Consider the following 26,087-nt stretch of genomic DNA (forward strand, 5'->3'; position numbering starts at 1 on the left):
CGTACGCATGGCCAACACCAGCTCCCCCGAAGCCCCGCTCCCGGTCGGCAAGGTCTCCGCGCTGATCGGCGGCTGGATCGACCGGCTCGGCGCGGTGTGGGTCGAGGGGCAGATCACCCAGCTCAGCCGTCGGCCGGGGGCGGGCGTGGTGTTCCTCACCCTGCGCGACCCGCAGGCCGACGTCTCCCTCACGGTGACCTGCTTCCGCTCGGTCTTCGACCAGGTCGCGGACGTGGTGCAGGAGGGCGCGCGGGTCGTCGTGCACGCCAAGCCGGAGTGGTACGCGGCGCGCGGGCAGCTGTCGATGCGGGCCTCGGAGATCCGGCCGGTGGGCCTGGGCGAGCTGCTGGCCCGGCTGGAGCAGCTGAAGCGGCGGCTGGCCGGGGAGGGCCTGTTCGCACCCGAGCGCAAGCGCCCGCTGCCGTTCCTGCCGCAGTGCGTCGGACTGGTCACCGGGCGCGACTCAGCGGCCGAGCGGGACGTGCTGGAGAACGCCCGGCGGCGGTGGCCGGCCGTGCGCTTCGAGGTGCGCAACGTCCCGGTGCAGGGGGTCAGCGCGGTGGAGCGGGTGAGCGCGGCCGTCCGGGAGCTGGACGAGCACCCCGAGGTGGACGTGATCATCGTGGCCCGGGGCGGCGGCAGCGTGGAGGACCTGCTGCCGTTCTCGGACGAGGGGCTGGTGCGGCTGGTGGCGGCCGCCCGTACACCAGTGGTCAGCGCGATCGGGCACGAGCCGGACCAGCCGCTGCTGGACTTCGTCGCGGACCTGCGCGCCTCCACCCCGACCGATGCCGCCAAACGGGTGGTCCCGGACGTCGGCGAGGAGCTGGCCAAAGTCCGTCAGCTGCGCGACCGGGCCCGCCGGCACGTGCTGGCCCGGGTCGAGCGCGAGCAGCACGGGCTGGACGGGCTGCGCAGCCGCCCGTCGCTGGCCGCCCCGCACCGGATGCTGGACGGGCGCGGCCAGGAGGTGGACGGCCTGCTGGAGCGGGCCCGGCGCACCCTGCGGCACCGGCTGGACCACGCGCAGAGCGACCTCGGGCACACCCTGGCCCGGGTGGTCGCGCTGTCCCCGGCGGCCACCCTGGAGCGCGGCTACGCGGTGCTGCAGCGGGCGGACGGCACGGTGGTGACGGACCCGGCGCAGGTCGCGGCCGGGGAGGGGCTGCACGCCCGGGTGGCGCGCGGCGGCTTCGACGTCACGGTGGCCGCGGCCGAGACCGAGACTCGCGACTAGCCGGTACGAGCGCTGCCGGGACGGCGCGGGCGCGGGCGGGTTTCCGCCTGCCGGAGCCGTCCCTGTCGGCGCCAGCCCCTACGCTGGCACGCATGGCAGAGCAGCAGGAGCAGCAGGACGCGGCGGCGCCGACCCCGGACGACGCGCTGGGCTACGAGCACGCCCGGGACGCGCTGCTGGACGTGGTCCGGCAGCTGGAGAACGGCGGCACCTCCCTTGAGGAGTCGCTGGCCCTGTGGGAGCGTGGCGAGCAGCTGGCGAAGGTCTGCCAGCGCTGGCTGGACGGCGCCCGGGCCCGACTGGACGCCGCACTGGCAGCCGAGGAGGGCGGGGCCCCGACCGGGGAGTGACGCGGGTCACAGCCCCTTGGGGAATCGTTGAAACTTCACCTATGTTGGAGCAGGTGATCGGCCGCGCCGGTCACACCGACGAACCCCCTCCCGCATGAGGTGCAGAAGCATGACCACCGACGCCCTGGTACTCGACGCCGCCGCTCAGGACCTGCTGTTCCGCGAGGCCCGCACCGCGAACACCTTCACCGACGAGCCGGTCACCGAGGAGCAGGTCCAGGCCATCTACGACCTGGTCAAGTACGGCCCGACCGCCTTCAACCAGCAGCCGCTGCGCGTCGTCCTGGTCCGCTCCGCCGAGGCCCGCGAGCGCCTCGTCCAGCACATGGCGGACGGCAACAAGGCCAAGACCTCCACCGCGCCGCTGGTCGCCATCCTGGCCGCGGACAACGAGTTCCACGAGGAGCTGCCGACCCAGCTCCCGCACTTCCCGCAGGCCAAGGACATGTTCTTCTCGGAGCGCTCCGTCCGCGAGCAGTCCGCCGCGCTGAACGGCGCCCTGCAGGCCGCGTACTTCATCATCGGCGTGCGCGCCGCCGGCCTGGCCGCCGGCCCGATGACCGGCTACGACGCCGCGGGCCTCAACAAGGAGTTCTTCGGCGACGGCGAGCACTCGGTGCTGGCCGTGGTCAACATCGGCAAGCCGGGCGAGGACGCCTGGTTCCCGCGCTCCCCGCGCCTGGCCTACGACGAGGTCGTCACCACCGTCTGATCCGCGACGGAACGGCGAAGGGCCCGCACCGGTTCACCCGGTGCGGGCCCTTCCGCGCACCCACGGAGCCCTGGCGCTACTTGAGCGCCTGGGCCAGCTCGGCCAGCTCCTCGTAGGAGGCGGTGCCGGTGATCAGGGTGGTCGCCGAGCCGGTCTGCGCGGCCAGCGCGCGGCCCTTGTCGCCCTGCACCCGGTCCCAGGCGTGCCCGGCGGCGTCCGAGGTGCCGTCCGGCCGGCCGCCCGCGACCTTGTCGGCCAGCAGCTTGTCGCGCGGCACGTCGGCCTGCTCGACGGCCGCGTACTGGCCGGAGGGCGTCACGAAGCCCAGGTGCCAGGCGTTGCCCTTGCCGGAGTTCAGGTCGGCCGGGGTGTAGCTGACCGAGGTGGCCCGCCACTTGTCGGACAGCCCCTCCGGGGAGAGCAGCGGATAGGGCGCGGCGCGCTTGGCGCCGGCCGCCGCCACCTTGTACTCGACCACGTGCACCGGGTCACTGTTGGCGTCGTGCGGGAGGAACAGATACCCGATCCAGACGACGAAACCGACCGCCAGCATCGACAGGACCATGTCCCGTACGGTCTGCCGACCTCTCATGCCCTTGCTCTCTGCAGCCACCCCCACATGGTGACTCATCCACATCCGGGCGGGGCCACCCGGGGTGTCCACGTACGGGTGAAGCCTGGCGAACCGGTGCATTTCGCCACAGGGTGGCGACCCGCGCCACAGACAGTCATCTCGTGGGCAGATACGATCGCAGAACCCTCACCACGGCGTTCGACCAGGCAGTAGTCGGGCGCTCACTGGCCGTCGCGTACAGAGAGGTAACGACGATGACCACGCAGTACCCGCACCACCTCCCCCGCGCCCTGGAGGTCGCGCCCGAGGCTCCCGACCGGAACCTCGCGCTCGAGCTCGTCCGGGTCACCGAGGCGGCCGCCATGGCCGCCGGCCGATGGGTCGGCCGCGGCGACAAGAACGGCGCGGACGGTGCCGCCGTGAAGGCGATGCGCACCCTCGTCTCGACCGTCTCGATGAACGGCGTGGTCGTCATCGGCGAGGGCGAGAAGGACGAAGCCCCGATGCTCTACAACGGCGAGCGGGTCGGCGACGGCACCGGCGCCGAGTGCGACGTCGCGGTCGACCCGGTGGACGGCACCACGCTGACCGCCAAGGGTATGAACAACGCGGTGGCCGTGCTGGCCGTCGCCGACCGCGGCACCATGTTCGACCCCAGCGCCGTGTTCTACATGGACAAGCTGGTGGCCGGCCCCGAGGCCGCCGAGTTCGTCGACATCACCGCCCCGGCGGCCGTCAACATCCGCCGGGTCGCCAAGGCCAAGGGCAGCGCCGTCGAGGACGTCACCGTGGTCGTGCTCGACCGCCCGCGCCACGACGGCCTGGTCCGGGAGATCCGCGAGGCGGGCGCCCGGATCAAGTTCATCTCCGACGGCGACGTGGCCGGCGCCATCATGGCCGCCCGTGAGGGCACCGGCGTCGACCTGCTGATGGGCGTCGGCGGCACCCCGGAGGGCATCATCGCGGCCTGCGCGATGAAGTGCATGGGCGGCGTGATCCAGGGCCGGCTGTGGCCCAAGGACGAGGCCGAGCGGCAGAAGGCCCTGGACGCCGGGCACGACCTGGACCGGGTGCTCACCACCAACGACCTGGTCAGCGGCGAGAACGTGTTCTTCGTCGCCACCGGCATCACCGACGGCGAGCTGCTGCGCGGCGTGCACTACCGCTCGGAGACCGCCACCACCAGCTCGCTGGTGATGCGTTCCAAGAGCGGCACGATCCGCGAGATCAACTCCGTCCACAAGCTGGCGAAGCTGCGGGCCTACAGCGCGATCGACTTCGACCGCGCCAACTGACCCACGCGAAACGGCCTCGAAGACAGGACGTTCGGGCGCGGCCTCGGCGGAATCCCCCTCCGCCGAGGCCGCGCCGCGTTTGCGACCGCCTTTCGGGGGATCCGCCTCCCGGCTCCCGTCTCCGGCCCGCCGTCAACCGGCTATCCGGCTCCGGGTCGTGGTCACCCGGGCGGCCTCGCGCAGCTCCGCGTCCCGGCGTCGGCGCCGGGCCAGCACCACCCGCCGCTCGGCGGCCGTCAGCCCGCCCCAGACCCCGTACGGCTCCGGCTGCGCCAGCGCGTGCTCGCGGCACTCCAGCAGCACCGGGCAGCGGGCGCACACCTGCTTGGCCTGCTCCTCGCGCGACAGCCGGGCCGCCGTCGGCTCCTTCGAGGGCGCGAAGAACAGCCCCACCTCGTCCCGCCGACAGGCCGCACCGGTGTGCCAGGGGTTGTCCTCGCCCGCGGCGGTGCCCGCAGCGGTGCCCGCCGGGCCGCCCGGGGGCTGCGGCTGCGGGCGGACGGCCGGACGACGCTCCAGCATGTGGGCGGCGGCGACTGGCGAGGTGGGGCGGGACTCGATCGGATGCAGCACGGCCGGTACTCCTGACGAGGCTCTCGGACACGGGGAACCTCGCTCCGCTGCCCGGCTGCGAGCCCCCGCTGGTCCAACCCTCCGGACCGGCCGCTTGGCCGCCTCCGGTGCGCAGCCGTACAAGAAGCGATGTGCGGAATGACCTACCCCGCCCCGCCGGGATTCATGCACACTGCACGCAATCGACTACGGAGTGCACCCGCCACAACGCCGAGTGCCCGGCCGGGAGTTGATCCCCAGCCGGGCACTCAACAGGCCAATTCGAGTCAGTCGGTGCCGAGTTGCTTGCGCACCCACTCCTTGAGCTTCTTGCCCCGGCGCGGCTTGGCGTTGCAACCGCCGAACAGGGCAACGCCCTTGACCCGCACGACCGGAGCGTACGGGTCCGCGGCGGTCTGCTCGCGAACGTCGAACCCGCCGAAGATGCCCACCCCGGAGCCGTGCAGGCTGACGTTCTCCGGCACCCGGACCTCGACCCCGCCGAAGATCGCCGTGACGGTGATCTCCACCTCAGGGGACTCGAACACGGCGTCGCTCAGGTCGATCTCCACCCCGCCGAACATGGTGAAGGCGGTCAGGTGCGAGCCGACCCGCCAGCGGCCCTTGCGGGCGGCGCCGCCGAAGATCGCCACCACCGACGGCGACTCCTGGCGCGCGGGCGGCAGTTGCGTCGGGGCGGGGGCCGGCGCCGGGACGTCCAGCGGCGGCTTCTCGAAGGAGAGCGGCCGGTGGGCGGGCAGGTCCCGGGTCAGCGGCACCAGGTCGCCGAAGGTCTTGGCGGCGTACGCGGCCTCGATCCGCTCGGCGTGCTCGTCCGCGTCCAGGCGGCCCTCGGCGTAGGCGTCCCGCAGCAGCTCCGCGACCCGCTCGCGGTCCGCGTCCGAGACGCGCAGCTCCGCCTCCGCCACCGGGGCGTGCGAGGGCCGCGGCTCGGCCGCGGGCTGAGGCTTGAGTTCGGGCTTGGTCATCGGTACGGGAGCCGGCACCGGCGGCTGCCCCGGGTCGTCCTGCGACGGCGAGTTGTCCACGGCGCAAGCGTAGTCGCTCGCACTGCTGCCCGAGTGAGCCCCGTCACGCAAGGCTGACCTGTCCGCATGCGTGTGATCAGCGGGTCCTACCCTGGATGGTGCTTCGCCGACGCAGCCGGATCACTGGACACCTAAGGACCGCCCCCATGGCTCCCACGCCAGACTTCGAGTACAGCGACCTGCTCCCCCTGGGGGCTGACCCGACCCCGTACCGCAAGCTGACCTCCGAGGGTGTCTCCACCTTCGAGGCCGGCGGTCGCAGCTTCCTCCAGGTCGAGCCCGAGGCCCTGCGGCTGCTCACCGCCGAGGCGATGCACGACATCTCGCACTACCTGCGCCCCGCGCACCTCGCCCAGCTGCGCCGCATCCTGGACGACCCGGAGGCCAGCCCGAACGACCGCTTCGTGGCGCTCGACCTGCTGAAGAACGTCAACATCTCGGCCGGCGGCATCCTCCCGATGTGCCAGGACACCGGCACCGCGATCGTCATGGGCAAGCGCGGCCAGAACGTGCTGACCCAGGGCGGCGACGAGTCCGCCATCGCGCGCGGCGTGTTCGACGCGTACACCAAGCTCAACCTGCGCTACTCCCAGATGGCCCCGGTGACCATGTGGGACGAGAAGAACACCGGCAACAACCTGCCGGCCCAGATCGAGCTGTACGCCACCGACGGCGACGCGTACAAGTTCCTGTTCATGGCCAAGGGCGGCGGCTCCGCCAACAAGTCGTACCTGTACCAGGAGACCAAGGCCATCCTGAACGAGGCGAGCATGCTCTCGTTCCTGGAGCAGAAGATCCGCTCGCTCGGCACCGCCGCCTGCCCGCCGTACCACCTGGCCATCGTGATCGGCGGCACCAGCGCCGAGTTCGCGCTCAAGACCGCCAAGTACGCCTCGGCGCACTACCTGGACAACCTGCCGACCTCGGGCAACGCCAGGACCGGCCACGGCTTCCGGGACCTGGAGCTGGAGGCCAAGGTCACCGAGCTGACCCAGAAGATCGGCATCGGCGCCCAGTTCGGCGGCAAGTACTTCTGCCACGACGTGCGCGTGGTCCGACTGCCGCGCCACGGCGCCTCGCTGCCGGTCGCGATGGCCGTCTCCTGCTCCGCCGACCGCCAGGCACTCGGCAAGATCACCGCCGAGGGCGTGTTCCTGGAGCAGCTGGAGACCGACCCGGCCAAGTACCTGCCGGACACCACCGACGAGCACCTGGACGACGACGTGGTGCGCGTCGACCTCAACCAGCCGATGTCCGCGATCCGCGCCGAGCTGTCCAAGTACCCGGTCAAGACCCGGCTCTCACTCACCGGCACCCTGGTGGTCGCCCGTGACATCGCCCACGCCAAGATCAAGGAGCGCCTGGACGCGGGCGAGGGCATGCCCAAGTACCTCCAGGACCACCCGGTCTACTACGCCGGCCCGGCCAAGACCCCCGAGGGCTACGCCTCCGGCTCCTTCGGCCCGACCACGGCCGGCCGGATGGACTCCTACGTCGACCAGTTCCAGGCCGCCGGCGGCTCGATGGTCATGCTCGCCAAGGGCAACCGCAGCAAGCAGGTCACCGACGCCTGCGCCGCGCACGGCGGCTTCTACCTCGGCTCGATCGGCGGCCCGGCCGCCCGCCTCGCCCAGGACTGCATCAAGAAGGTCGAGGTGCTGGAGTACGCCGAGCTCGGCATGGAGGCCGTCTGGCGCATCGAGGTCGAGGACTTCCCGGCCTTCATCGTCGTCGACGACAAGGGCAACGACTTCTTCCGCGAGACGACGGAAGGCCCGCTGATCACCAGCCTGCGGATCCGCTCCAAGGAGTAGCCGCACCTGCGCCCTCCCCCGCCCCGGTCGCACCCCGCGACCGGGGCGGGGGCGTCCTCGCGGCGCTCAGGCGTCGAAGTCGTACTCCAGGACGTAGGAGGCGGCGTCGAGGATCATCTCGTTGAGTTCGACGACCTGCCCCTCGTCGGCGAAGGCGGTGCGGCAGATCAGGATGACCGGGGTGCCGGCGGAGAGTTCGAGGCGGGTGGACTCCTCGGCGCTGGGCATCCGGGAGCGGACCTCCTCGCGGAAGTGCACGGGCTTGGCGCCGATCTCGGCCAGCCGGGCGTAGGTGCCGCCGGGGCCGGTGTCCTCGCGGGTGATGGCGGTGCCGGCGACCAGGACGGCGGGCAGGTAGGAGGTGGAGAGCAGCACCGGCTTGCCGTCCAGGACGAAGCGGCGGTGCCGTACGCACATCGACGCGCCCGGGTCCACCCCGAGCACCCGGGCCACGTGCTCGGGCGCGCCCTGCTCGGCGACGGAGACCTGGTCGACCACCAGGCTGCGGTTGTCGATGTCCGCGGACCATATCGACCGGCCGGAGCCCCACTGCCCCTGCGCCAGCCGCTGGATGCCGCGCCGGCGCAGCGGCCGGAAGTCCCGGACGAACACCCCGGCGCCCCGGCGGGCCTCCGCGATGCCCTCGCTCTGCAGCACGCCGAGCGCCTGGCGGGCGGTCATCCGGGCCACGCCGTACTCGTCCATGAGGTCGTTCTCGCCGGGCAGCCGGTCGCCCGCGCGGTAGCGGCCGTCGTCGATGGCCGCCTTCAGGGAGTCCGCGATCCGCTGGTACTTGGGCTGTTTGTCGCCACTGCTGCCGGTCATCGCCGCTCCCTCTCCCTCGGACAAATCCTAGGCGCGCCCGCGGCCGCCGGTAAGGAGATACGACCGTTGACATCTCTAGAGATATTAGCTTCTCTAGAGATGCTGGCCAGTCGCGCACGAGAGCGAGGAGCAGCACGGTGAGCACCCGACAGCACGACGCCCGGGCCTACCGGCCCCAGGTGGGCGAACTCGTCCTCGACCGGAGGACCGGACGCACCGGCATCTACATGGGCACCCTCGGCGGCGAGCACTACCTGCGCCCCGAGGGCGGCGGCCGCGAATGGACCGCCGAACCGCGCCACGTCTCGCCCGCCCCGGAGCCCCGCGATTCAGCTGATTGAGATCGGCGCCGGTAATTGCGGCAAAACCCACGCAAACCACGGCATTCGGGGCCCGGTAATCCCCCCGGTGAATCCGGAATTCCGGAACGCCGCGGGCCCGCCGCCGGGCACGTTACGGATGACTCCGGTCACCATGCGTGCACCACGGGCGGGAATCGGCCACCGCGATGCGCCCGCACACGAATTGGCGCGCACATAACCGACAGTGCCCCCGCGCCCGATCAGGGGCGCGGGGGCACTGGGTCGGAACGACTTACGGGCGGCCGCCGATGACACTCGCGAAGGCCCCCGCGGCAGTCGCCACGTATCCGGCAGTCACAACGGCGGTCGACACGGCAACCACCGCAACACGACGAAACCTGCTCACATAACCGCCAGGCCCACCCACAAGCGGGCGAACAGCAGTTCGATCTTACATTGCGTCAGACTTGAAACTCCAGAGCTGACATGCAAGCACCCCCGCGCCCGGACGGGGGCACGGGGACGCTTGGCCCGCATGACTTACGGGTGGCCGCCAACGAGGCTCTCCGGCTCGTACGGGCCGCCCGACTGGCCGGCGGCCGGCGAGGCGGGCTCCGCTATGTACTGACCCTCGTCACCAAAGGGGCCGTTCTCGAACGCGGTCTTGTCCGCGTCGGTGGGCGCGGTGTACTCGGTGGGGTTCGAGGACGCGGCCACCGCGCCCTCGACAGCCTTGCCCGCCTCCACAGCGGCGGCCGGGGCACCGGTCTGCGCCGCGTTCTCGGGCGTCGACGGCACCGGGGTCTCGCTCTGGTCGTTGGCCATTGGGCGGCCGCCTTTCGGTCATCAATTGTGTCCCGCCCGACCTCCGTGGCGCGGGCGCGGGGACAGTATCGTAAGGTTGATTAAATGTCCGATAAACATCGTGCGGCTTGCGGCGCCGTCCGGCAGAGTCAGGCGCCCGCCTAAGCTGAAGCACCACGGCGGACCGCCGAGCGCCCTTTCACGGAATCGACACCACAGGCCATCGGGGGACTTCATGGAGTTTCGGGAGACGCCGCAGACACCTGCGCTGCGCTTCCAAGTCCTCGGTCCGGTCCAGGCATGGCTCGACGGCAAGCCCCTCTCCCTCGGCTCCCCCCAGCAGCAGGCCGTTCTGACCACCCTTCTGCTGCACTCCGGCCGCCTGGTCACCACCCAGGACCTGGTCGACGCGCTCTGGGGCGACCGGCCGCCGACCCAGGCCGTGGCCGCGCTGCGCACCTACATCTCCCGTCTGCGCTCCGTCATCGAGCCGCGGCGCGAGGTCCGCCGGCCTGCCGAGCTGCTGATCTCGGTCGCCGACGGCTACGCCCTGCGCATCCCGGGCGAGGCCCTCGACCTGACGGTCTTCGAGCGGCTCTCCGCCGAGGCCGCGGCCGCCCGCGCCTCCGGCGACCAGCATGAGGCGCATCGACTGCTGGTACAGGCGCTGGACCTGTTCAGCGGCCGTCCTCTCACAGGCATCCCCGGCCCCTACGCCGATGCCCAGCGGCTGCGGCTCGCCGAACGCAAGGTGGCCGCCGCCGAGGAGCTGTGCGCCGCCGCCCTCGACATCGGCCTGCACGCCGAGATCGTCGGCGAGCTCAACAACCTGACGGCCGAGCATCCGCTGCGCGAGCGGCTGCGCGAACTGCTGATGCTGGCGCTGTACCGCTGCGGACGCCAGGCCGAGGCACTCGGCGTCTACACCGATACCCGCAAGCTGCTGATCGAGGAGCTCGGGGTCGAACCGGGCGTGGGCCTGTCCGCGATGCACACCCGCATCCTCGCCGCCGACCCGGAGCTCGTCCTCCCCGCCGTACCCGCCCGCGCCGCCCGCGAGGAAGGCCCGACGGCAGCTCCCGCGCCAGCCCAACTCCCCGCTGATGTCTCGGACTTCAGCGGTCGCGCCGAGCTGGTGAGCGACCTCTCGACGGTCCTGATGAACGCCACCGGCCAGGCCGTGGTGGTGACCTCGTTGGCCGGCATCGGCGGGGTCGGCAAGACCACCCTCGCGGTACATGTCGCCCACCGCGTCCGCGCCGAGTTCCCGGACGGGCAGCTCTACGTCGACCTGCGCGGAGCCGGTACCTCGCCCGCCGACCCGGTGATCGTCCTGGGCGACTTCCTCCACGCGCTCGGCGTCACCGAGAACCCCGACTCGCTGGAGCAGCGGGCCGCCCTCTACCGCTCGCTGCTGGCCAACCGCCGGATGCTGATCCTGCTCGACAACGCGCGCGACGCGGACCAGATCCAGCCGCTCATCCCCGGGGTCTCCGGCTGCGCGGTGCTCGCCACCAGCCGCTCCCGGCTGGCCGGCATCCCCGGCGCCCAGCTGTTCGACGTCGAGGAACTGACCCCTACCGAGGCGCTGGCGCTGTTCTCGGCCATCGTCGGCGAGCAGCGGGTCGCCGCCGAGCCGGAGGCGGCCATGAAGGTGGTCACCGCCTGCGGCTTCCTCCCGCTGGCCGTCCGCATCGCCGCCGCCCGGCTGGCCAGCCGCCCGCGCTGGAGCGTCTCCGACCTGGCCAGTCGGTTAGCCGACCAGCGCCGACGGCTGGACGAACTCCAGCTCGGCAACCTCGCCGTGGAGACCACCATCGGGCTCGGCTACGGACAGCTGTCCGCGGCCGAGGCCCGCGCCTTTCGACTGCTCGCCCTGATCGACTCGCCCGACATCCCGCTGGCGGCCGCCGCGGCGCTGCTCGGCGTGGACGAGTACACCGCCGAGGACCTCGCCGAGGCGTTGGTCGAGGCGAATATGCTGGAGTGCTTCACCCCCGGCCGCTACCGCTACCACGACCTGCTCCGGCTCTACGCCCAGCGGCAGAACGAGCGGATCGGGGATATCGAGGAACAGGAACGGGCGGTGCTGCGGCTGCTCGACCTGCTGATCCCAACTGTCCGCAACGCGGCCCGAGCCATCGAACCGGACGATGCGGAACCGGAGCTGCTGACCACGCCATCCTCGGCCGGGATCAGCCTGCCGACCAGCAGTTCCGCTCAGGACTGGCTGCGGACCGAGGGAGCCCTGCTGCTCAGCGCCGCAGCCGCGGCGGCAAACGGTCCCTTCGCCTCGCAGCACGCGGCGATCGACCTGCTGATCCTGCTCTACGGCCTCGGCCCGGACCCCACCCACGGCCCCCAAGGACGGCAGATCCTGGATACCGTCGGCCGCGATGCGGAGCACCGCGGCGACCGTGCCGCGCTCGCCCGGGTACACCTCGCCCTCGGCACCCTGCAGTCCGCCACCAGTGACTTCCAGGGGTCCGAGCAGTCCTTCCGCCGGAGTCTGGACCACCAGGCTCCGGACGAACCGACCTTCCTGCTGCTGGCCACGGCCAACATGCTGGGCGTGATCCTGAACGTCGGCAACCGGCCGGCCGATGCCCTGCTGTTCCTCGAACAGGCCCGGGCCACCAGCCAGGCCGTCGGCGCACCCATCCTTGAGGCGCGGGTCGTCAGCAACATGGCCCGGGTGCAGCACCGGCTCGGCATGACTGAGACAGCGGTCAAGTCCGCCAGCGACGGTGTCGCCGCCGCCCGGGCGTCCAAACACGGACCGCTGCTCGCCCAGACGCTCTATCAGCTCGGCGTGGTGCTCTCCGGCAACGAAGCCGTCCCGCACCTGCGAGAGGCCCACCAGCTCTACCAGTCTCAGCAGAACCCCCTGTGGGAGGGCTACACCCTCGCCCGCCTCGCCTCCGCCCTGCTCGCCGCCGAGCAGCACACCGAGGCCGCCGAAGCGGCCGGCGAGTCACTCGCGATCGGCCAGGAACTGGACTCCGCCTACTGCCAGGGCCTGGCCAACGCCGCCCTCGGCGAGGCACTGCTCGCCCTGGCCCAGCCGGCCCGCGGGCTCGCCTGTCTCCAGGAGGCGCACGCGATCTTCACGCGGCTCGGTGTGCCGGAGGCCTCCCCCGTGGCGGACCTCATTTCCCGTCAGCACACCGAGCCCTTCTCTTCTCCCCCCGCGCCGTAAGGCCTCCGCCCTCCAGCGGAGCGCCTCCCCCGATCCGCGCGTCGGCGCTCCCGCAGCCCCCCGGCTGCGGGAGCGCCCTCAACGCTTCCCCGGCGCTGGACTCAACTGTGCACCGCGCCGATTGACGTTCGATAAACGTCCGATTGTCAGCCTGCGGGCTGGCGAAACCGCAGGTCAGCGCCGCCACCCCGGCGTGCCGTCCGGCGTGCGGGGCCCGGCGCACCACCCCCGCCCGCACCGTAGTGCTTCCGTGAACCCGGGCCACATCGGCCCAAGCATGACGAGTTGGCTGGAAAGGGACCCCATGGCGCAGTGATCACGCATATTCTCAGATGCCAGTACGCACACGAGTGTCTGCCGGGAACGTGTCGGGGCGCAGTCCGCCTGTGTGATGCGAAGTGATGCGGGGAGCGTGACGTACCGCCACCGGCAGCGGCCCGCGAGGCTGCGGAGGAGCCGACCGGAGGCCACGGGTGGAAGGGTGCCTCTCAACGTGACGACCGGACAGATATCCGATTCGTTCCCGGTCGGCGAGGAAGCCGACGACGAACCCGACGTACGGCGGCGCCGTGCGGCGCGGGCCCTCCAGGCGGTCGCCTTCGACACCATCGGCGCCGGGTACGGCGAGGCCTTCCCCGCCAAGGACGGGCAGCTGGAGTGCGGGAAGCAGCTGCTCACCGCGCTCGAACCCGGGGCCCGGGTGCTGGACGTGGGCTGCGGCACCGGCGAGCCGACCGTCCGCCAGCTGACCGCCGGCGGGCTGCGGGTGACCGGGATGGACCTCTCGGACGTGATGCTCGCGCTGGCCCGTCAGGCGAACCACCCCGGCCCGTACCCGCCCGATTTCCATCGGATCGACCTGTACGATCTGGCCACCGAGCGCGCCGACCGGGTCTGGGGCGTCCCCGGGCTCGGCCCGGAGGGCCACGGCACCTTCGCCGCCGTCACCGCGTTCTTCTCCCTGATCCTGCTGCCGCAGGACGAGGTCCCGACCGTGCTCGGGCGGTTGCGCGAACTCCTGCGGCCGGGCGGACTGCTGGCGCTCGGTATGGTCGAGGCGGACCTGGATCACGTTCCGCTTCCGTTCCTTGGCAGAGAGCTGCGGATCAGTGGGTATCTGCGGGAGGATCTGGAACGGGTTCTGGTCGCGGCCGGTTTCGCCGTCGAGGAGTGCTCGGGGCATCCGTACGCGCCGGCCAGTACCACGCTGCCGCCGGAGGAACAGCTGTTCCTGTGCTGTCGACGCGTCGGCTGATCGACCGCCCGACCGTCCGACCGTCCGACCAGCACACCCACCGCCCAGCCCACCCACCGACCACACCGAATCCAGGACAGGCAGCCGTGCGCGACCAGCTCAAGACCGAGGCGGAGCAGCCGCCCGCCGTCCCGGGCCAGGGCCGCCGGGTCCCGGCCCGGCCAGAGGCGAAAGTCGGGGCCGCGGCCCCGGCGAAGCCGCCGACGGCACGGCCGGACCGCGCCGGGGCGGCGGAAGGGGTGGCCGACCGCCTCGCCTACCTCGACGCGGCGACCCGACGGATCAACAGCGCCCTCGACCTGTCCGCGACCCTGCGCAACATCGGCCGGGTGCTGGTCACGACCCTCGCCGACGCGGCCGTCGTCCACCTGCGCGACCCGCTGCCCAACGTCGAGCGCGAGCCCGGCTTCCCGGACGAGCTGCGGATCCACCACAGCACCGGCACCCGGATCGGCCGGCGCGGCCGCAAGGGCGGCGTGGACGACCGGCACCGCTCCCGGTTCGGCTCCCGCTCCACCGCCGACCCGGGCCCGGCCGTCCCGGTCACCCGCGGCGGCGCGCTCGCGCACGTCCTGCTGAGCCGCCGTCCGGCCGAGTCGGCCGTCCTGGGCACGCCCGCGGCCGAGCGCACCGAGACGCTGCTGCGCGAGCTGTACGGCCCCCGCGGGCTGGCGCGGCTGGCCGCCGGCACCTCCGTCCTCGCTCTGCCGCTGCGCGGCCGCAAGGCCGTCCTCGGGCTGCTGGTGCTGATCCGGCGGCCCCCTGAACGCACCGGCCGCCCGGCCTTCGACCCGGCCGACACCGCGACCGCCGCGCACCTGGCCACCCAGGCCGGGCTGGCGGTGGACACCGCGCTGCGGTACGCCCGCGAGTGGGAGATAGCCAACGAACTCCAGCGCAGCATGCTGCCGTTGCGGCTGCCGCAGTCGCACGGCGTCCGGCTCGCCCAGCGCTACCTCCCCGGCGAGCGCGGCGCGCAGGTCGGCGGCGACTGGTACGACGCGGTGCCGCTGCCCGGCAACCGGGTCGCCCTGATCGTCGGCGACGTGATGGGCCACTCGCTCACCTCGGCCGCCATCATGGGCCAACTGCGCACCAGCGCCCAGACCTTGGCCGCCCTCGACCTGCCACCGCACGAGGTGCTCTACCACCTGGACGAGCAGGCCCAGCGGCTCGGCCGCGAACAGCACCTGGCCACCTGCGTGTACGCGGTGTACGACCCGATCGCCAACCGGGTGGTGCTGGCCAACGCCGGGCACGTCCCGCCGGTGCTGGTCCGCCCGGACGGCACGGCCGAGTTGGTGGAGCTGGACTCCGGGGCACCGATCGGGGTCGGCGGGGTGGACTTCAACTCCGTCGAACTGCCCGCGCCGCCCGGCTCGGCGCTGCTGCTGTTCACCGACGGCCTGGTGGAGACCCGCAGCCGTCCGATCAGCGACGGCCTGGAGGTGCTCCGCGCCAGGATCTCCGCCGCCCGCTGGCAGTCCCCCGAGCAGCTGTGCCAGGAGGCGCTGCGAATCCTGCCGCCCGGGGACCGCGGTGACGACATCGCCCTGCTCGGCGCCTGCTTCGACGGCATCCCGGCCGGGGACGTCGCGCACTGGTACCTGCAGCCGCGCAACGAGACGCCGGGCCGGGCGCGCCGGCTGGCCGCGCACACCCTGCGCCGCTGGGGGCTGGACGGGCTGAGCGAGGCGACCGAGCTGATGGTCAGCGAGCTGGTGACCAACGCCGTCCAGCACGCGACCCGACCGGTCACCCTGAGCCTGGTGCGCACCACCCGGCTGCGCTGCGAGGTCGGCGACGACAGCCCGCTGCTGCCGCGGCCGCGCCGTACCGGCCCGGAGGACGAACGCGGGCGCGGGCTGCAGATAGTGGCCCGGTGCGCGGACCGCTGGGGCGCCACCCGGCTGGGCACCGGCAAGGTGGTCTGGTTCGAGCAGCGGCTGCCGCAGTAGCCGGCGGCTGCCGCAGTGAGCGGTGTGCCCGGCGGGGTTCCGCCGGGCACACCGGACGTCACACCTTCACGGGCTCCTCGACCCGTTCCTCCTCCAGCCGGGCGATCAGCTGCTCGCCCTCCATGTCGACCTTCGGCACGGCCTTCTCCAGCCGCTTCGGGAACCACCAGGCCGCCCTGCCGAACAGCGCCATCGCGGCCGGCACCAGCGCCATCCGCACCACGAAGGCGTCCACCAGCACGCCCACCGCGAGGGCGAAGCCGATCGGCTGGACGATCGGGTCGTGGCCGAAGACGAAGGCCCCGAACACCGAGATCATGATCAGCGCGGCCGCGGTCACCACCCGGGCGCCGCCCTTCACCCCGCCGACGACCGCCTCGCGCGGCTCCTCGCCGTGGACGTACCGCTCCTTCATCCCGGAGACCAGGAACAGCTCGTAGTCCATCGCCAGCCCGAACAGCACGCCGATCAGCAGGATCGGCACGAAGCTGACCACCGGGCCGACCTTGGGTACGTCGATCAGGCCGTCCAGCCAGCCCCACTGGTAGACCGCGACCACCGCGCCGAGCGAGGCCACGATGCTGAGCAGGAAGCCGAGCACCGCCTTGAGCGGCACCAGCACCGAGCGGAAGGCCAGCGCCAGCAGCAGCAGGGCGATGCCGACGATCACCGCGACGAACGGCGGCAGGGCCTGGCCGAGCTTGGTGGAGACGTCGATGTTGGCGGCCGTGGTGCCGGTGACGGCGATGCTCGCGCCGGTCGCGGACTTGAGCTCGGCGCGCTGGTCGCGGATCTCGGTGACCAGCGACTCGGTGTCCGCGTGGTCCGGGCCGGTCTGCGGGATGACGGGCACCAGAGCGGTCCGGCCGGCCTGGTCGACGGTCGGCGGCAGCAGCGTCCTGACGCCCTTCAGGGTCTGCAGCTTGCCCGCCACGGCCTGCACCGCCTGCTCGGGCCGCGGCGCGTCATGGGCGTCCACGACGACCACCAGCGGCGCGTTGAAGCCGGGCCCGAAGCTCTCGCTGACCAGGTCGTACGCCTTGCGGGCGTCCGTCCCGGCGGCCTGCGATCCGCCGCCCGGCAGGCCGAGCTCAAGGCTCGCGGCGGGCAGCGCGAGGGCCCCCAGCCCGGCCAGGCCGACCAGCAGCACCGGCAGCGGGCGGCGGACCACGAAGCGGGCCCAGCGCTCGCCCACGGTGGTCCGGCCGTGCGTGGTCAGCGCCCGCTTCCAGACCGGCAGCCGGTCGATCGCGCGGCCGGCGAAGCCGAGCACCGCGGGCAGCAGGGTGATCGCGACCAGGACGGCGACCACGACGGCGCCGGAGGCGGCCAGCCCCATCACGGTGAGGAACGGGACGCCGGCCACGGCCAGCCCGGCGAGCGCGACCACGACGGTCAGGCCGGCGAAGACCACCGCGCTGCCGGCGGTCGCGGTGGCGCGGGCGGCGGCCTCCTCCGGCGCCAGGCCCTCGTCCAGGTTGCGCCGGTGCCGGAAGAGGATGAACAGCGCGTAGTCGATGCCGACGGCGAGGCCGACCATCAGCGCCAGCACCGGCGCGGTGGTGATGATCTCGAACGAGCCGGTGAGCGCCAGCAGGGCGCCCAAGGCCACACCGACGCCGATCAGGGCGGTCAGCAGCGGCAGTCCGGCGGCGGCCAGGGTGCCCAGGGTGACCACCAGCACCACCCCGGCCACCACCAGGCCGATCGACTCGGTGCCGCCCTCGATCTGGGCGAACCGGTTGTACGCGTCACCGCCGAAGGCGACGTCCAGCCCGGCCGCGCGGGCCGGTTCGGCGGCGGCCTTCACGGCCTCGCGCTGCTGGTCGGTGACCTCGGCGAGCTTGTGGTCGAAGGAGACCAGCGCGATCGCGACCTTCCCGTCCGGGGAGACGGCACCGGTGGCGTACGGGTCGGGCACCGCGGCCACACCGGGGACGTGGGCGATCCGGTCGACGGCCTCGCCGACCGCCTTGCCCGCCCCGGGCGCCTTGATGCCGCCGGAGTCCGTGGCGGCGAAGACGACCTGGGCGGAGCCGTGGCCCTGTGCCGGGAAGGTGCCCTTGATCTTGTCCAGGGTGCTCTGGGCCTCGGTGCCGGGGACCTTGAACTCGTCGCTGGTCTTGCCGGCGAAGGCCCCCGCGGCGCCGCCGATCGCGATCAGCAGGGCGATCCAGACGGCCAGCACGGCCCGCCTTCTCCGGAAGCAGTAGCGGCCCAGCCGATACAGGTACGTGGCCATGGGTTCCCTCGGTCGGATCGTCGGACAGGCGGCTGCCCGGGCGGACCCGTCCCACGGTAGACCCAAGTTTGTCGGGTGACAAAGTTGTACGACAAAATCATCCGACACGGTTGCCCGACCATGGCGCTACTCTGGCTGAATGGCTCATGTCCCCGCCTCCGAACGCCGACCACAGCTGGTCCGGGCCGCGATCGACCTGATGACCCGGGAAGGGGTCGCCGCCGGCAGCACCCGCGCGATCGCGGCCGAGCTGGGCGTGGCACAGGCGACGGTGCACTACACCTTCGGCACCAAGAAGGACCTCTACCGGTCCGTCGTCGAGGAGGTGGCCGCCCAGTTCATCGGCCAGGTGCGCGCCGCGTCCCCGGGCGACGGCCCGTTCGGCGAGCAGGTCCGCACCCTGGTGCACGCGCTCTGGGCGGCCGCCACCGGCGAGGAGGGGCGCTGCGTGCTGCTGAGCGAGTTCTCGGCGCTGGCGATGCGCGATCCCGACGTGCGGGAGATCATGCTCGGACTGGACCGCGCGATCGAGGGCACCGCCACCGAGATGCTCACCGCCCTCGCGGCCGCGCACCGGCTGACCCTGGCCGTGCCCGCCCGCGAGGTCGCCGTCCACTTCCTCAGCGGCTTCGACGGCCTGACGGCCCGCCACCTCACCGGACACTCCCCCGGCGAGCCCGCCGACCCGGACACCCTGCGGGCACTGGACCTGCTGGTGGCCACGACGGTCGGACTCTGCCTGGGCACCCCCGCCGTGGTCGGCCGGGGCGCCTGAAGCCGCCCGCCGGAGACGGGCCCTCAGGGCCCGTCTCCGGCGGATCTTTGCCGGGTCCGCCGGACAGGCCCTAGGAGACGATCCGGACCGGCAGTTCGGCCAGCACCTCGCGCAGCGCGGCCGCGAAACGCTCGTACTCCGCGCTGCGGGCCGAGCCCGGGCGGGTGGCCAGCCCGATCCGGCGGCCGGGCGCCGGATCGGCGAAGCGGACCGCGGCCAGGCGGTCGGTGCGGCCGGCCTCGACGTCCAGCGCGGTGGCGGGCAGCAGGGTCACCCCGAGACCCCCGGCCACCAGCTGGACCAGGGTGGACAGCCCGGCCGCGCGGGTGGTGGAGCCGGCCGGGTCGGCGCCGACCTCGCGGCAGATGTCCAGCGCCTGGTCGCGCAGGCAGTGCCCCTCCTCCAGCAGCAGCACGTCCAGGTCGAGCAGCACGTCGCGCGGGACGTCGATCCGCCCGGCGAGCGGGTGCCCGGGCGGGGTGACCAGGACGAAGTCCTCGTCGAACAGCGGGATGTCCCGGGTCGGCGAGGCCCCGCCGGCCGGCAGCGCGAGCAGCAGCACGTCCAGGCGCCCGGCGGCCAGACCCTCCAGCAGCGAGGGGGTGCGCTCCTCGTGGACGTGCAGCTCCAACTCCGGGAACCGGTCGCGGACCAGCTTCAGCACCAGGGGCAGGAGATACGGCGCGACGGTCGGGATCACGCCCAGGTGCAGCGGCCCGGTGAACGGCCGGCGGGCGGCCTCGACCTCCTCGGTCAGCGCCTGTAGCGAGGCCAGCACCCGACGGGCGTGCCGGTGCACCCGCTCCCCCAGCGGCGTGACGATCACCTTGCGCGTCGTACGCTCGACCAGCTGGGCGCCCAGCGACTCCTCCAGCGCCGCGACCGCCCCGGACAGCGCCGGCTGGCTGGTCCCGGTCGCGGCGGCGGCCTCCCGGAAGTGCCGATGCTCGGCCACCGCGACGAAGGCCCTGAGCTGGGCGACCGTCGGCGTCCGGGGGCTGCGGACCGTGCCGCTCGCCACAGCCGTATCGGCCTTGGCGGAGGCGGACCTGCGGGCGGCGGGCCGGGGTGCGGGCGGTTCAGTACTGATAGCAATCTCCGATCAGACACATCCAGTGTAGCTATTTCCCTGATCAGTCCACGATGTGGAATGGTGGGTCGCGTCCGGAATCCGGACAAGCTCCCCACAGTCTCACTTCAGGAGAAGCGAACGTGCTCACGATCGGTGACAAGTTCCCCGAGTTCGACCTCAAGGCCTGTGTCGACCTCGACGCCGCGAACGCCTTCGCCGACATCAACCACAAGTCCTACGAGGGCAAGTGGAAGATCGTCTTCTTCTGGCCGATGGACTTCACCTTCGTCTGCCCCACCGAGATCGCCGCGTTCGGCAAGCTGAACGACGAGTTCGCCGACCGCGACGCCCAGATCCTCGGCGTCTCCGGCGACTCCGAGTTCGTGCACCACGCCTGGCGCAAGGACCACAAGGACCTGCGCGACCTGCCCTTCCCGATGCTGGCCGACATCAAGCACGACCTGATGCGCGCCTGCGGCGTCGAGGGCGAGGACGGCACCGCCCAGCGCGCCGTGTTCATCGTCGACCCGAACAACGAGATCCAGTTCGTCATGGTGACCGCCGGCTCCGTCGGCCGTAACCCCAAGGAGGTCCTGCGGGTGCTGGACGCCCTGCAGACCGACGAGCTGTGCCCGTGCAACTGGAACAAGGGCGAGGACACCCTCGACGCCCAGGCCCTCCTGGCGGGCTGACCCATGGCCCTCGACGACCTGAAGGCCGCCCTCCCGGACTACGCCAAGGACCTCAAGCTCAACCTGGGCTCGGTCATCGGCAACTCCGACCTCCCGGCCCAGCAGCTCTGGGGCACCGTGCTCTCCTGCGCGATGGCCACCCGCAGCCCCGGCCTGCTGCGCGAGCTGGAGCCCGAGGCCAAGGCCAACCTCTCCCCGGAGGCGTACACCGCCGCCAAGGGCGCGGCCGCGATCATGGGGATGAACAACGTCTACTACCGGACGCTGCATCTGCTCTCCGACAAGGAGTACAGCACGATGCGCGCCGGCCTGCGGATGAACATCATCGGCACCCCCGGCGTCGAGAAGATCGACTTCGAGCTCTGGTGCTTCGCGGTCTCCGCCATCAACGGCTGCGGCCAGTGCCTCGACTCGCACGAGGCCGTCCTGCGCAAGGCCGGCGTCGAGCGCGAGGTCATCCAGGCCTCGATGAAGATCGCCGCCGTCCTGCAGGCCGTGGCCGGCGTCCTCGACTCCGAGGCCGCCCTCGCCGCCGTCAGCTCCTGACGCACCCGGCACAACACCGACGGGTCCCTCCGCCCCAGGAGGGGCCCGTCGGCGTTTGCGCGCCCTGGGCCCCCAACTCCGCTACAGCGCAGGGCGATCCGTGAACGACGTTCGGTCCGAGGGGGCCCGAGGTGTCCGACCGCCCTTCGAATGGCGGCGGCTTCCAGACCGACGCCGACGCGCGGCGTTCCTCCCGGACCTGTCCTAGTCCACCGCCGGGGCCGGCTCCGCGGCCTGGGTCGGTTGCGCGGGCTGGGCCGGTTGCGCGGGCTGGGCCGGTTGCGCCGGCTGGGCCGCCGCCTTGTGTTCGGCGGCTTCGCGGGCGGCTTCGAGGGCGGTGAAGACGGCCTGGCCGGCCTCGTTGCGGCGGCGCAGGTGGGTGATCACGGTGTTGGTGACGGCGATCAGCGGGACGGCGACCACCGCGCCGCCGATGCCGCCGATGATGCCGCCGGCCGCGACGCCGAGGACCACGCCGAGCGGGTGGACCCGGACGGCGCGGCCGAGGATCAGCGGCTGGAGGATGTGGCTCTCGACCTGCATCACCACGATCAGGATCACCAGCACCATCAGCGCCGTCCACGGTCCCTGGGTGACCAGGGCGATCAGGACCGCGACGGTGCCGGTGACCAGGGCGCCGACCAGCGGGACGAAGGCGCCCAGGAAGATGATCACGGCGAGCGGCACGGCGAGCGGCACGCCCAGCAGCTCGATGCCGGTGCCGATGCAGACCGCGTCGATGAAGGCCACGCCGACCGTGCCGCGCACGTACGCGGTGAGGGTGATCCAGGCCTTGGGGCCCGCGCCGGCCATCGCGAAGCGGGAGTGCCGGGGCAGGCCGCGCAGGGCCCAGTTCCAGATCTTCGCCCCGTCGTACAGGAAGAAGAAGGTGGTGAAGAAGGTCATCAGCAGCGCGGTCAGGGTCTCGACGGCGATCTGCGCACCGGTGATCGAGGCCGAGGTGAGCTGGTCCGTGTTGGTGGTGATGGCCTTGGTGATCTGGTTGGCGAAGTCGGTGATCTGCTGCTGGGTCAGGTGCAGCGGTCCGGTGACCAGCCAGTCCCGCAGCTGGTTGACGCCGGTCTTCACCTGGGTGGTGACGTCGGACAGATTGGTGGTCACCTGCCACACCACGAACCAGCCGACCAGCCCGATCCCGGCCAGGCCGCTCAGGAACACCCCGCCCGCCGCGAGCGAGCGCGGCACCCCGTGCCGGCGCAGCCAGGAGACGGAGGGTTCCAGCAGCGCGGAGATCAGCAGCGAGGCCAGCACCGAGAAGGCCACCAGCCGCAGCATGTCGACGACGTAGAAGACGACGTACAGCGCGGCGCCGAGCAGCAGCAGCCGCCAGGTCGATTCGGCGGCCACCCGCAGTCCCCAGGGCACCGCCTCGGCGGGGGTGGCGGGCCGGCCCGGGTGGTACTCCCGTCCGAGCCCGGTGTTCGCGGCCGGTACGGACGGGGCGGCCGGGGCCGCCGCGCGCACCGGGGCCGTAGCCATAGCCGTCGTCGCGGCCGTCGCTGCCGCGGCGGGCTCGACGGCTACGGCTGCCGAGTCGACGCGCGGCACCGGGACGGGCCCGGGCGCCTCGGTGAGGGCCGGGACGGCGGGAAGCTCGGGCAGGTCGGCCGCCATCGCGGCGCGTCGGCGCCGTTCGATCACGGCGGCCGCGCTCGCCACCACGGCCATGCCCTTGGCCACGGCCTTGAAGGCCTTTCCGCCCCGCGCCATCCTCGCTACCGCCGCTTCCCCGCTGTACCCGCCGAGCCGGCGGTACGCCGTGGGTCCTGCCACGGCCGTCAGGGATGACGCTACCCGGCGGGGGCCGGACGAGTCCGCCCACCGGTGGGTTCGACTCGATCACCTCAGTCCACAAACTCGAACAAATAGCTGGATTACGGATGGTTTCGTCCACACGTCGCTGGGGAGGAGTTCGAACGAGACCTCAGGGTCATCCCACTCAGGCCAACCGCCGGCGGACCGGCCGGTGCGGGAAGCAACCAGGACCCCTTCCCGCGCCCCACGTCCGCATCCAGGACCGCACCGCCCGCGGGCGCACTGGTCAGCGCAGCCCGGGCGGCGCGGCCCGCCCCTTCCCAGCCGATGGAGGCCGATGGAGGGGCCCACCCGGCCGGAAAGCGCCACCCGGTGGGAGAACGCGACGGCCCCCGGCCGCTCGTCGAACGGGACGAGCGGCCGGGGGCCGTACGGAGTGCGCCGTCCGGGAGCGGCGGCCACCTTCGGAGCGAGGGGCGGCCTAGTACCAGTTGTGCGCCTGCCAGAACGACCAGGCACCGCAGGGGCTGCCGTAGCGGCTGTTCATGTAGCTCAGGCCCCACTTGATCTGGGTGGCCGGGTTGGTGCGCCAGTCGGCGCCGGCCGAGGCCATCTTGGAGCCGGGCAGCGCCTGGACCAGACCGTACGCGCCGGAGCCGCTGTTGGTCGCGGTGTAGTCCCAGCCGCTCTCGCGCTTCACGATCTGGCTGAAGCACTGGAACTGGCTGTCGTCGCCGACGATCTGCCGGGCCATGTCCTGGACGGAGCCGGGAGTGACCGAGACGGGCGGCGTGCTGCTGTCCACCGCGGTCATCGCCGAACGCGCCTTGGAGCGGTTGGCGGCGGCGTCGGCGGCGGCGCGCTGGTCGGCGGCGGCCTTGGCGGCCTTGTCCGCGTCGGCCTTGGCCTGGGCGTCGGCCTTCGCCTGGGCGTCCGCGGCGGCCTTCTGGCGCGCGGCCTCCTCGGCGGCCTTCTGCTCGGCGGCGGCCTTGGCGGCGGCGTCGGCGGAGGCCTGCTGGGCGGATGCCTGCTGGCCGATGTTGTCACTGATGGCCTGCGCCTGGGCGCCGGAGGGGACTTCGGCAAGCAGGGTCGCGCCGGCGACGTCGGCCGTCTGCATCGTCTTGCCCTCGCTGCCCGAGGCCATACCCACGACGGCACCGACAGCGGTGACGGCGGTGGCGGAGGCCACAGCAACTCCCCGGACCGAGATCCGAGTCACATGGTTTCCTTCCAGCATCGCCCATGCGTGACCGTACGGGCGCAACATGCCCCTTGACACGGACCTCCGTTGGGTGCTCTGGTCACGGGAGGTGCTGGCCCGGCGTCCGGCCGAGGTAAGGCGACCGGGCGTTGGAATCGGGCGGCGTACGGCTCGTCGGTCTTCAATTGTGCGCCCACCGACCGGAGTTGGCGGGCTTTCCGGGGCCTGACTTCCGGGGTCCGGAAGCCCTGCCGCGCCGTACGCGGGACCTGACAGAACCCTCACCATGCCGCACCGGGCACTGTCGACGCAATTCCCGCCCGCGTGGCGCATGTCACATTCACCACAGGGGAGTTCCCCGGATAGAAAGCACTCGATGTGATGAAACGGGCGGGGCCCGCTCCGTCAGGAACGGGCCCCGCGCCGCGAGTTGACCCTATTGTCCGACTATGCCCCGATCAGGGACTGTTCACGGGTGGATGTCCTCCAGCATCTCCGTGACCAGCGCCGCGATCGGCGAACGCTCCGAGCGCGTGAGCGTGATGTGGGCGAAGAGTGGATGACCCTTCAGCTTCTCCACCACCGCCACCACACCGTCGTACCGGCCGACCCGGAGGTTGTCCCGCTGGGCCACGTCGTGGGTGAGCACCACCCGCGAGCCCTGGCCGATCCGGGACAGCACCGTCAGCAGGACGTTCCGCTCCAGCGACTGGGCCTCGTCCACGATCACGAAGGCGTCGTGCAGCGAGCGCCCCCGGATGTGGGTCAGCGGCAGGACCTCCAGCATCCCCCGGGCGATGACCTCCTCGATCACGTCCGGGGTGGTGACGGCGGAGAGGGTGTCGAAGACCGCCTGCGCCCAGGGGCCCATCTTCTCCGCCTCGGTACCCGGCAGGTAGCCGAGCTCCTGGCCGCCGACCGCGTACAGCGGCCGGAAGACCATCACCTTGCGGTGCTGCCTCCGCTCCAGCACCGCCTCCAGCCCCGCGCACAGCGCCAGCGCCGACTTGCCGGTGCCGGCCCGGCCGCCCATCGAGACGATGCCGATGTCCGGGTCGAGCAGCAGGTCCAGCGCCACCCGCTGCTCGGCGCTGCGACCGCGCAGCCCGAACGCCTCGCGCTCGCCGCGCACCAGCCGGACCCGCCCGTCGCCGGTGACCCGGCCGAGCGCCCGCCCGCGCTCCGAGGTGAGCACCAGTCCGGTGTGGACCGGCAGCTCGGCGGCGCCCTCGACGTCCACCGCGGCGTCGTGGCCGGCCGCGAACAGCGTGTCCACCTGGTCGGCCGCGACGTGCAGCTCGGACATCCCGGTCCAGCCGGAGGTGATCGCGAGCTCGGCCCGGTACTCCTCGGCGAGCAGGCCCACCGAGCTGGCCTTGATCCGCAGCGGGAGGTCCTTGGAGACGACGGTGACGTCGTAGCCCTCGGCCTGCAGGTTGCGGGCGACCGCCAGGATCCGGGTGTCGGCCTCGCCGCCGCCGGCCCGGTAGCCGACCGGCAGTATCGAGACGTCCGAGTGGTTGAGCTCGACCCGGATCGTCCCGCCGAGATCGCCGACCGGGATCGGCTCGTCGAGCCGCCCGTAGCGGATGCGGTAGTCGTCGAGCAGTCGCAGCGCCTGGCGGGCGAAGTAGCCCAGCTCCGGGTGGTGCCGCTTGGCCTCCAGCTCGGTGACGACCACCACCGGCAGGACGACCTCGTGCTCCTCGAAGCGGGTCATGGCGAGCGGGTCCGCCAGGAGCACGCTGGTGTCGAGAACGTACGTGCGCCGGTCTGGTGTCCGGCGGCTCTTGGAACTGACCACTAGGCCTCCAGAGCGGATGACCCTGCGTCATCCGCGGCATGCCGGCCCCC

Annotated in this window: 22 protein-coding genes; 12 read left to right on the plus strand and 10 right to left on the minus strand. The window is 72.4% G+C overall.

Annotation, left to right across the window (positions count from 1 at the left end; all coding sequences use genetic code 11):
* Positions 1-7: 7 nt before the first annotated feature.
* From xseA to ACZ3UD_RS22975, 3 genes are all read left to right on the plus strand, one after another.
* Positions 8-1,237: an exodeoxyribonuclease VII large subunit gene (gene xseA, locus ACZ3UD_RS22965; protein ID WP_465590613.1), complete on the plus strand. Its 1,230-nt coding sequence runs from the start codon at positions 8-10 to the stop codon at positions 1,235-1,237.
* Positions 1,238-1,329: 92 nt separating this feature from the next.
* On the plus strand, positions 1,330-1,587 hold the full coding sequence (locus tag ACZ3UD_RS22970; RefSeq protein ID WP_465590615.1) for an exodeoxyribonuclease VII small subunit: 258 nt from the start codon (positions 1,330-1,332) through the stop codon (positions 1,585-1,587).
* A gap of 109 nt (positions 1,588-1,696) precedes the next feature.
* Positions 1,697-2,299 (plus strand): malonic semialdehyde reductase, encoded by a 603-nt coding sequence (locus tag ACZ3UD_RS22975; RefSeq protein WP_465590617.1) that lies wholly within the window; start codon positions 1,697-1,699, stop codon positions 2,297-2,299.
* Between the two features lie 76 nt (positions 2,300-2,375).
* On the opposite strand, the gene ACZ3UD_RS22980 is transcribed toward ACZ3UD_RS22975, so the two are convergent.
* Positions 2,376-2,912 (minus strand): DUF4245 domain-containing protein, encoded by a 537-nt coding sequence (locus ACZ3UD_RS22980; protein WP_465590620.1) that lies wholly within the window; start codon positions 2,910-2,912, stop codon positions 2,376-2,378.
* Positions 2,913-3,127: 215 nt separating this feature from the next.
* Here ACZ3UD_RS22980 and glpX point away from each other — a divergent pair, with 215 nt between their 5' ends.
* The gene (glpX, locus tag ACZ3UD_RS22985; RefSeq protein ID WP_380612186.1) at positions 3,128-4,168 is read left to right on the plus strand and encodes a class II fructose-bisphosphatase; all 1,041 of its coding nucleotides are present in this window, start codon (positions 3,128-3,130) and stop codon (positions 4,166-4,168) included.
* Positions 4,169-4,300: 132 nt separating this feature from the next.
* Here the strand turns inward: glpX and ACZ3UD_RS22990 are convergent, their stop codons facing one another.
* Both ACZ3UD_RS22990 and ACZ3UD_RS22995 read right to left on the minus strand, forming a co-directional pair.
* Positions 4,301-4,690: a WhiB family transcriptional regulator gene (locus tag ACZ3UD_RS22990; RefSeq protein ID WP_465590786.1), complete on the minus strand. Its 390-nt coding sequence runs from the start codon at positions 4,688-4,690 to the stop codon at positions 4,301-4,303.
* Positions 4,691-5,007: 317 nt separating this feature from the next.
* The gene (locus ACZ3UD_RS22995) at positions 5,008-5,709 is read right to left on the minus strand and encodes a DUF1707 SHOCT-like domain-containing protein (protein WP_465590788.1); all 702 of its coding nucleotides are present in this window, start codon (positions 5,707-5,709) and stop codon (positions 5,008-5,010) included.
* A 206-nt stretch (positions 5,710-5,915) separates the two neighbouring features.
* Here ACZ3UD_RS22995 and ACZ3UD_RS23000 point away from each other — a divergent pair, with 206 nt between their 5' ends.
* Positions 5,916-7,583 carry a fumarate hydratase gene (locus ACZ3UD_RS23000; RefSeq protein WP_465590623.1) on the plus strand — a complete coding sequence of 556 codons (1,668 nt, stop codon included), beginning with the start codon at positions 5,916-5,918 and terminating at the stop codon, positions 7,581-7,583.
* Positions 7,584-7,649: 66 nt separating this feature from the next.
* Here ACZ3UD_RS23000 and ACZ3UD_RS23005 read toward each other — a convergent pair whose 3' ends face one another.
* Positions 7,650-8,408, minus strand: a complete 759-nt coding sequence (locus ACZ3UD_RS23005) for a GntR family transcriptional regulator (RefSeq protein ID WP_465590626.1) — start codon at positions 8,406-8,408, stop codon at positions 7,650-7,652.
* A 137-nt stretch (positions 8,409-8,545) separates the two neighbouring features.
* On the opposite strand from ACZ3UD_RS23005, the gene ACZ3UD_RS23010 reads away from it, so the two are divergent.
* Positions 8,546-8,749, plus strand: a complete 204-nt coding sequence (locus ACZ3UD_RS23010) for a hypothetical protein (RefSeq protein ID WP_465590629.1) — start codon at positions 8,546-8,548, stop codon at positions 8,747-8,749.
* A gap of 501 nt (positions 8,750-9,250) precedes the next feature.
* On the opposite strand, the gene ACZ3UD_RS23015 is transcribed toward ACZ3UD_RS23010, so the two are convergent.
* Positions 9,251-9,535 (minus strand): hypothetical protein, encoded by a 285-nt coding sequence (locus ACZ3UD_RS23015; protein ID WP_465590632.1) that lies wholly within the window; start codon positions 9,533-9,535, stop codon positions 9,251-9,253.
* 214 nt (positions 9,536-9,749) lie between these two features.
* Between ACZ3UD_RS23015 and ACZ3UD_RS23020 the strand changes: the two genes are divergently transcribed.
* From ACZ3UD_RS23020 to ACZ3UD_RS23030, 3 genes are all read left to right on the plus strand, one after another.
* Positions 9,750-12,713 carry an AfsR/SARP family transcriptional regulator gene (locus tag ACZ3UD_RS23020; RefSeq protein WP_465590635.1) on the plus strand — a complete coding sequence of 988 codons (2,964 nt, stop codon included), beginning with the start codon at positions 9,750-9,752 and terminating at the stop codon, positions 12,711-12,713.
* A 493-nt stretch (positions 12,714-13,206) separates the two neighbouring features.
* Complete coding sequence (locus ACZ3UD_RS23025; protein WP_465590638.1) at positions 13,207-13,968, plus strand: class I SAM-dependent methyltransferase; 762 nt, start codon at positions 13,207-13,209, stop codon at positions 13,966-13,968.
* 86 nt (positions 13,969-14,054) lie between these two features.
* Positions 14,055-15,926 carry a SpoIIE family protein phosphatase gene (locus ACZ3UD_RS23030; RefSeq protein WP_465590641.1) on the plus strand — a complete coding sequence of 624 codons (1,872 nt, stop codon included), beginning with the start codon at positions 14,055-14,057 and terminating at the stop codon, positions 15,924-15,926.
* Between the two features lie 58 nt (positions 15,927-15,984).
* Here ACZ3UD_RS23030 and ACZ3UD_RS23035 read toward each other — a convergent pair whose 3' ends face one another.
* Positions 15,985-18,168: an MMPL family transporter gene (locus ACZ3UD_RS23035; protein WP_465590644.1), complete on the minus strand. Its 2,184-nt coding sequence runs from the start codon at positions 18,166-18,168 to the stop codon at positions 15,985-15,987.
* Between the two features lie 139 nt (positions 18,169-18,307).
* Between ACZ3UD_RS23035 and ACZ3UD_RS23040 the strand changes: the two genes are divergently transcribed.
* A complete protein-coding gene (locus tag ACZ3UD_RS23040) occupies positions 18,308-18,943 on the plus strand; it encodes a TetR/AcrR family transcriptional regulator (protein WP_465590647.1) in 636 nt (211 codons plus the stop codon).
* Positions 18,944-19,013: 70 nt separating this feature from the next.
* Here the strand turns inward: ACZ3UD_RS23040 and ACZ3UD_RS23045 are convergent, their stop codons facing one another.
* Complete coding sequence (locus ACZ3UD_RS23045; protein WP_465590650.1) at positions 19,014-19,964, minus strand: LysR substrate-binding domain-containing protein; 951 nt, start codon at positions 19,962-19,964, stop codon at positions 19,014-19,016.
* Positions 19,965-20,155: 191 nt separating this feature from the next.
* On the opposite strand from ACZ3UD_RS23045, the gene ACZ3UD_RS23050 reads away from it, so the two are divergent.
* Positions 20,156-20,707, plus strand: coding sequence for a peroxiredoxin (locus tag ACZ3UD_RS23050; protein WP_380612171.1), 552 nt, complete (start codon positions 20,156-20,158; stop codon positions 20,705-20,707).
* A gap of 3 nt (positions 20,708-20,710) precedes the next feature.
* On the plus strand, positions 20,711-21,253 hold the full coding sequence (locus ACZ3UD_RS23055; protein ID WP_402942138.1) for an alkyl hydroperoxide reductase: 543 nt from the start codon (positions 20,711-20,713) through the stop codon (positions 21,251-21,253).
* A gap of 204 nt (positions 21,254-21,457) precedes the next feature.
* On the opposite strand, the gene ACZ3UD_RS23060 is transcribed toward ACZ3UD_RS23055, so the two are convergent.
* The 3 genes from ACZ3UD_RS23060 to ACZ3UD_RS23070 all read right to left on the minus strand — a co-directional run bounded on the left by ACZ3UD_RS23060 (position 21,458) and on the right by ACZ3UD_RS23070 (position 26,037).
* Positions 21,458-22,984 (minus strand): AI-2E family transporter, encoded by a 1,527-nt coding sequence (locus ACZ3UD_RS23060; protein ID WP_465590656.1) that lies wholly within the window; start codon positions 22,982-22,984, stop codon positions 21,458-21,460.
* 526 nt (positions 22,985-23,510) lie between these two features.
* Positions 23,511-24,251 carry an aggregation-promoting factor C-terminal-like domain-containing protein gene (locus ACZ3UD_RS23065; RefSeq protein ID WP_465590659.1) on the minus strand — a complete coding sequence of 247 codons (741 nt, stop codon included), beginning with the start codon at positions 24,249-24,251 and terminating at the stop codon, positions 23,511-23,513.
* A 451-nt stretch (positions 24,252-24,702) separates the two neighbouring features.
* Complete coding sequence (locus ACZ3UD_RS23070) at positions 24,703-26,037, minus strand: PhoH family protein (protein ID WP_465590662.1); 1,335 nt, start codon at positions 26,035-26,037, stop codon at positions 24,703-24,705.
* Positions 26,038-26,087 lie beyond the last annotated feature (50 nt).

It is taken from the genome of Kitasatospora sp. NPDC023118 (genome assembly GCF_055560875.1).

Coding starts and splice junctions, on each gene's coding strand:
- xseA (WP_465590613.1), top strand. CDS start 8: ATGGCCAACACCAGCTCCCCCGAAGCCCCGCTCCCGGTCGGCAAGGTC.
- ACZ3UD_RS22970 (WP_465590615.1), top strand. CDS start 1,330: ATGGCAGAGCAGCAGGAGCAGCAGGACGCGGCGGCGCCGACCCCGGAC.
- ACZ3UD_RS22975 (WP_465590617.1), top strand. CDS start 1,697: ATGACCACCGACGCCCTGGTACTCGACGCCGCCGCTCAGGACCTGCTG.
- glpX (WP_380612186.1), top strand. CDS start 3,128: ATGACCACGCAGTACCCGCACCACCTCCCCCGCGCCCTGGAGGTCGCG.
- ACZ3UD_RS22990 (WP_465590786.1), bottom strand. CDS start 4,690: ATGCTGGAGCGTCGTCCGGCCGTCCGCCCGCAGCCGCAGCCCCCGGGC.
- ACZ3UD_RS22995 (WP_465590788.1), bottom strand. CDS start 5,709: ATGACCAAGCCCGAACTCAAGCCTCAGCCCGCGGCCGAGCCGCGGCCC.
- ACZ3UD_RS23000 (WP_465590623.1), top strand. CDS start 5,916: ATGGCTCCCACGCCAGACTTCGAGTACAGCGACCTGCTCCCCCTGGGG.
- ACZ3UD_RS23005 (WP_465590626.1), bottom strand. CDS start 8,408: ATGACCGGCAGCAGTGGCGACAAACAGCCCAAGTACCAGCGGATCGCG.
- ACZ3UD_RS23015 (WP_465590632.1), bottom strand. CDS start 9,535: ATGGCCAACGACCAGAGCGAGACCCCGGTGCCGTCGACGCCCGAGAAC.
- ACZ3UD_RS23020 (WP_465590635.1), top strand. CDS start 9,750: ATGGAGTTTCGGGAGACGCCGCAGACACCTGCGCTGCGCTTCCAAGTC.
- ACZ3UD_RS23035 (WP_465590644.1), bottom strand. CDS start 18,168: ATGGCCACGTACCTGTATCGGCTGGGCCGCTACTGCTTCCGGAGAAGG.
- ACZ3UD_RS23040 (WP_465590647.1), top strand. CDS start 18,308: ATGGCTCATGTCCCCGCCTCCGAACGCCGACCACAGCTGGTCCGGGCC.
- ACZ3UD_RS23055 (WP_402942138.1), top strand. CDS start 20,711: ATGGCCCTCGACGACCTGAAGGCCGCCCTCCCGGACTACGCCAAGGAC.
- ACZ3UD_RS23060 (WP_465590656.1), bottom strand. CDS start 22,984: ATGGCGCGGGGCGGAAAGGCCTTCAAGGCCGTGGCCAAGGGCATGGCC.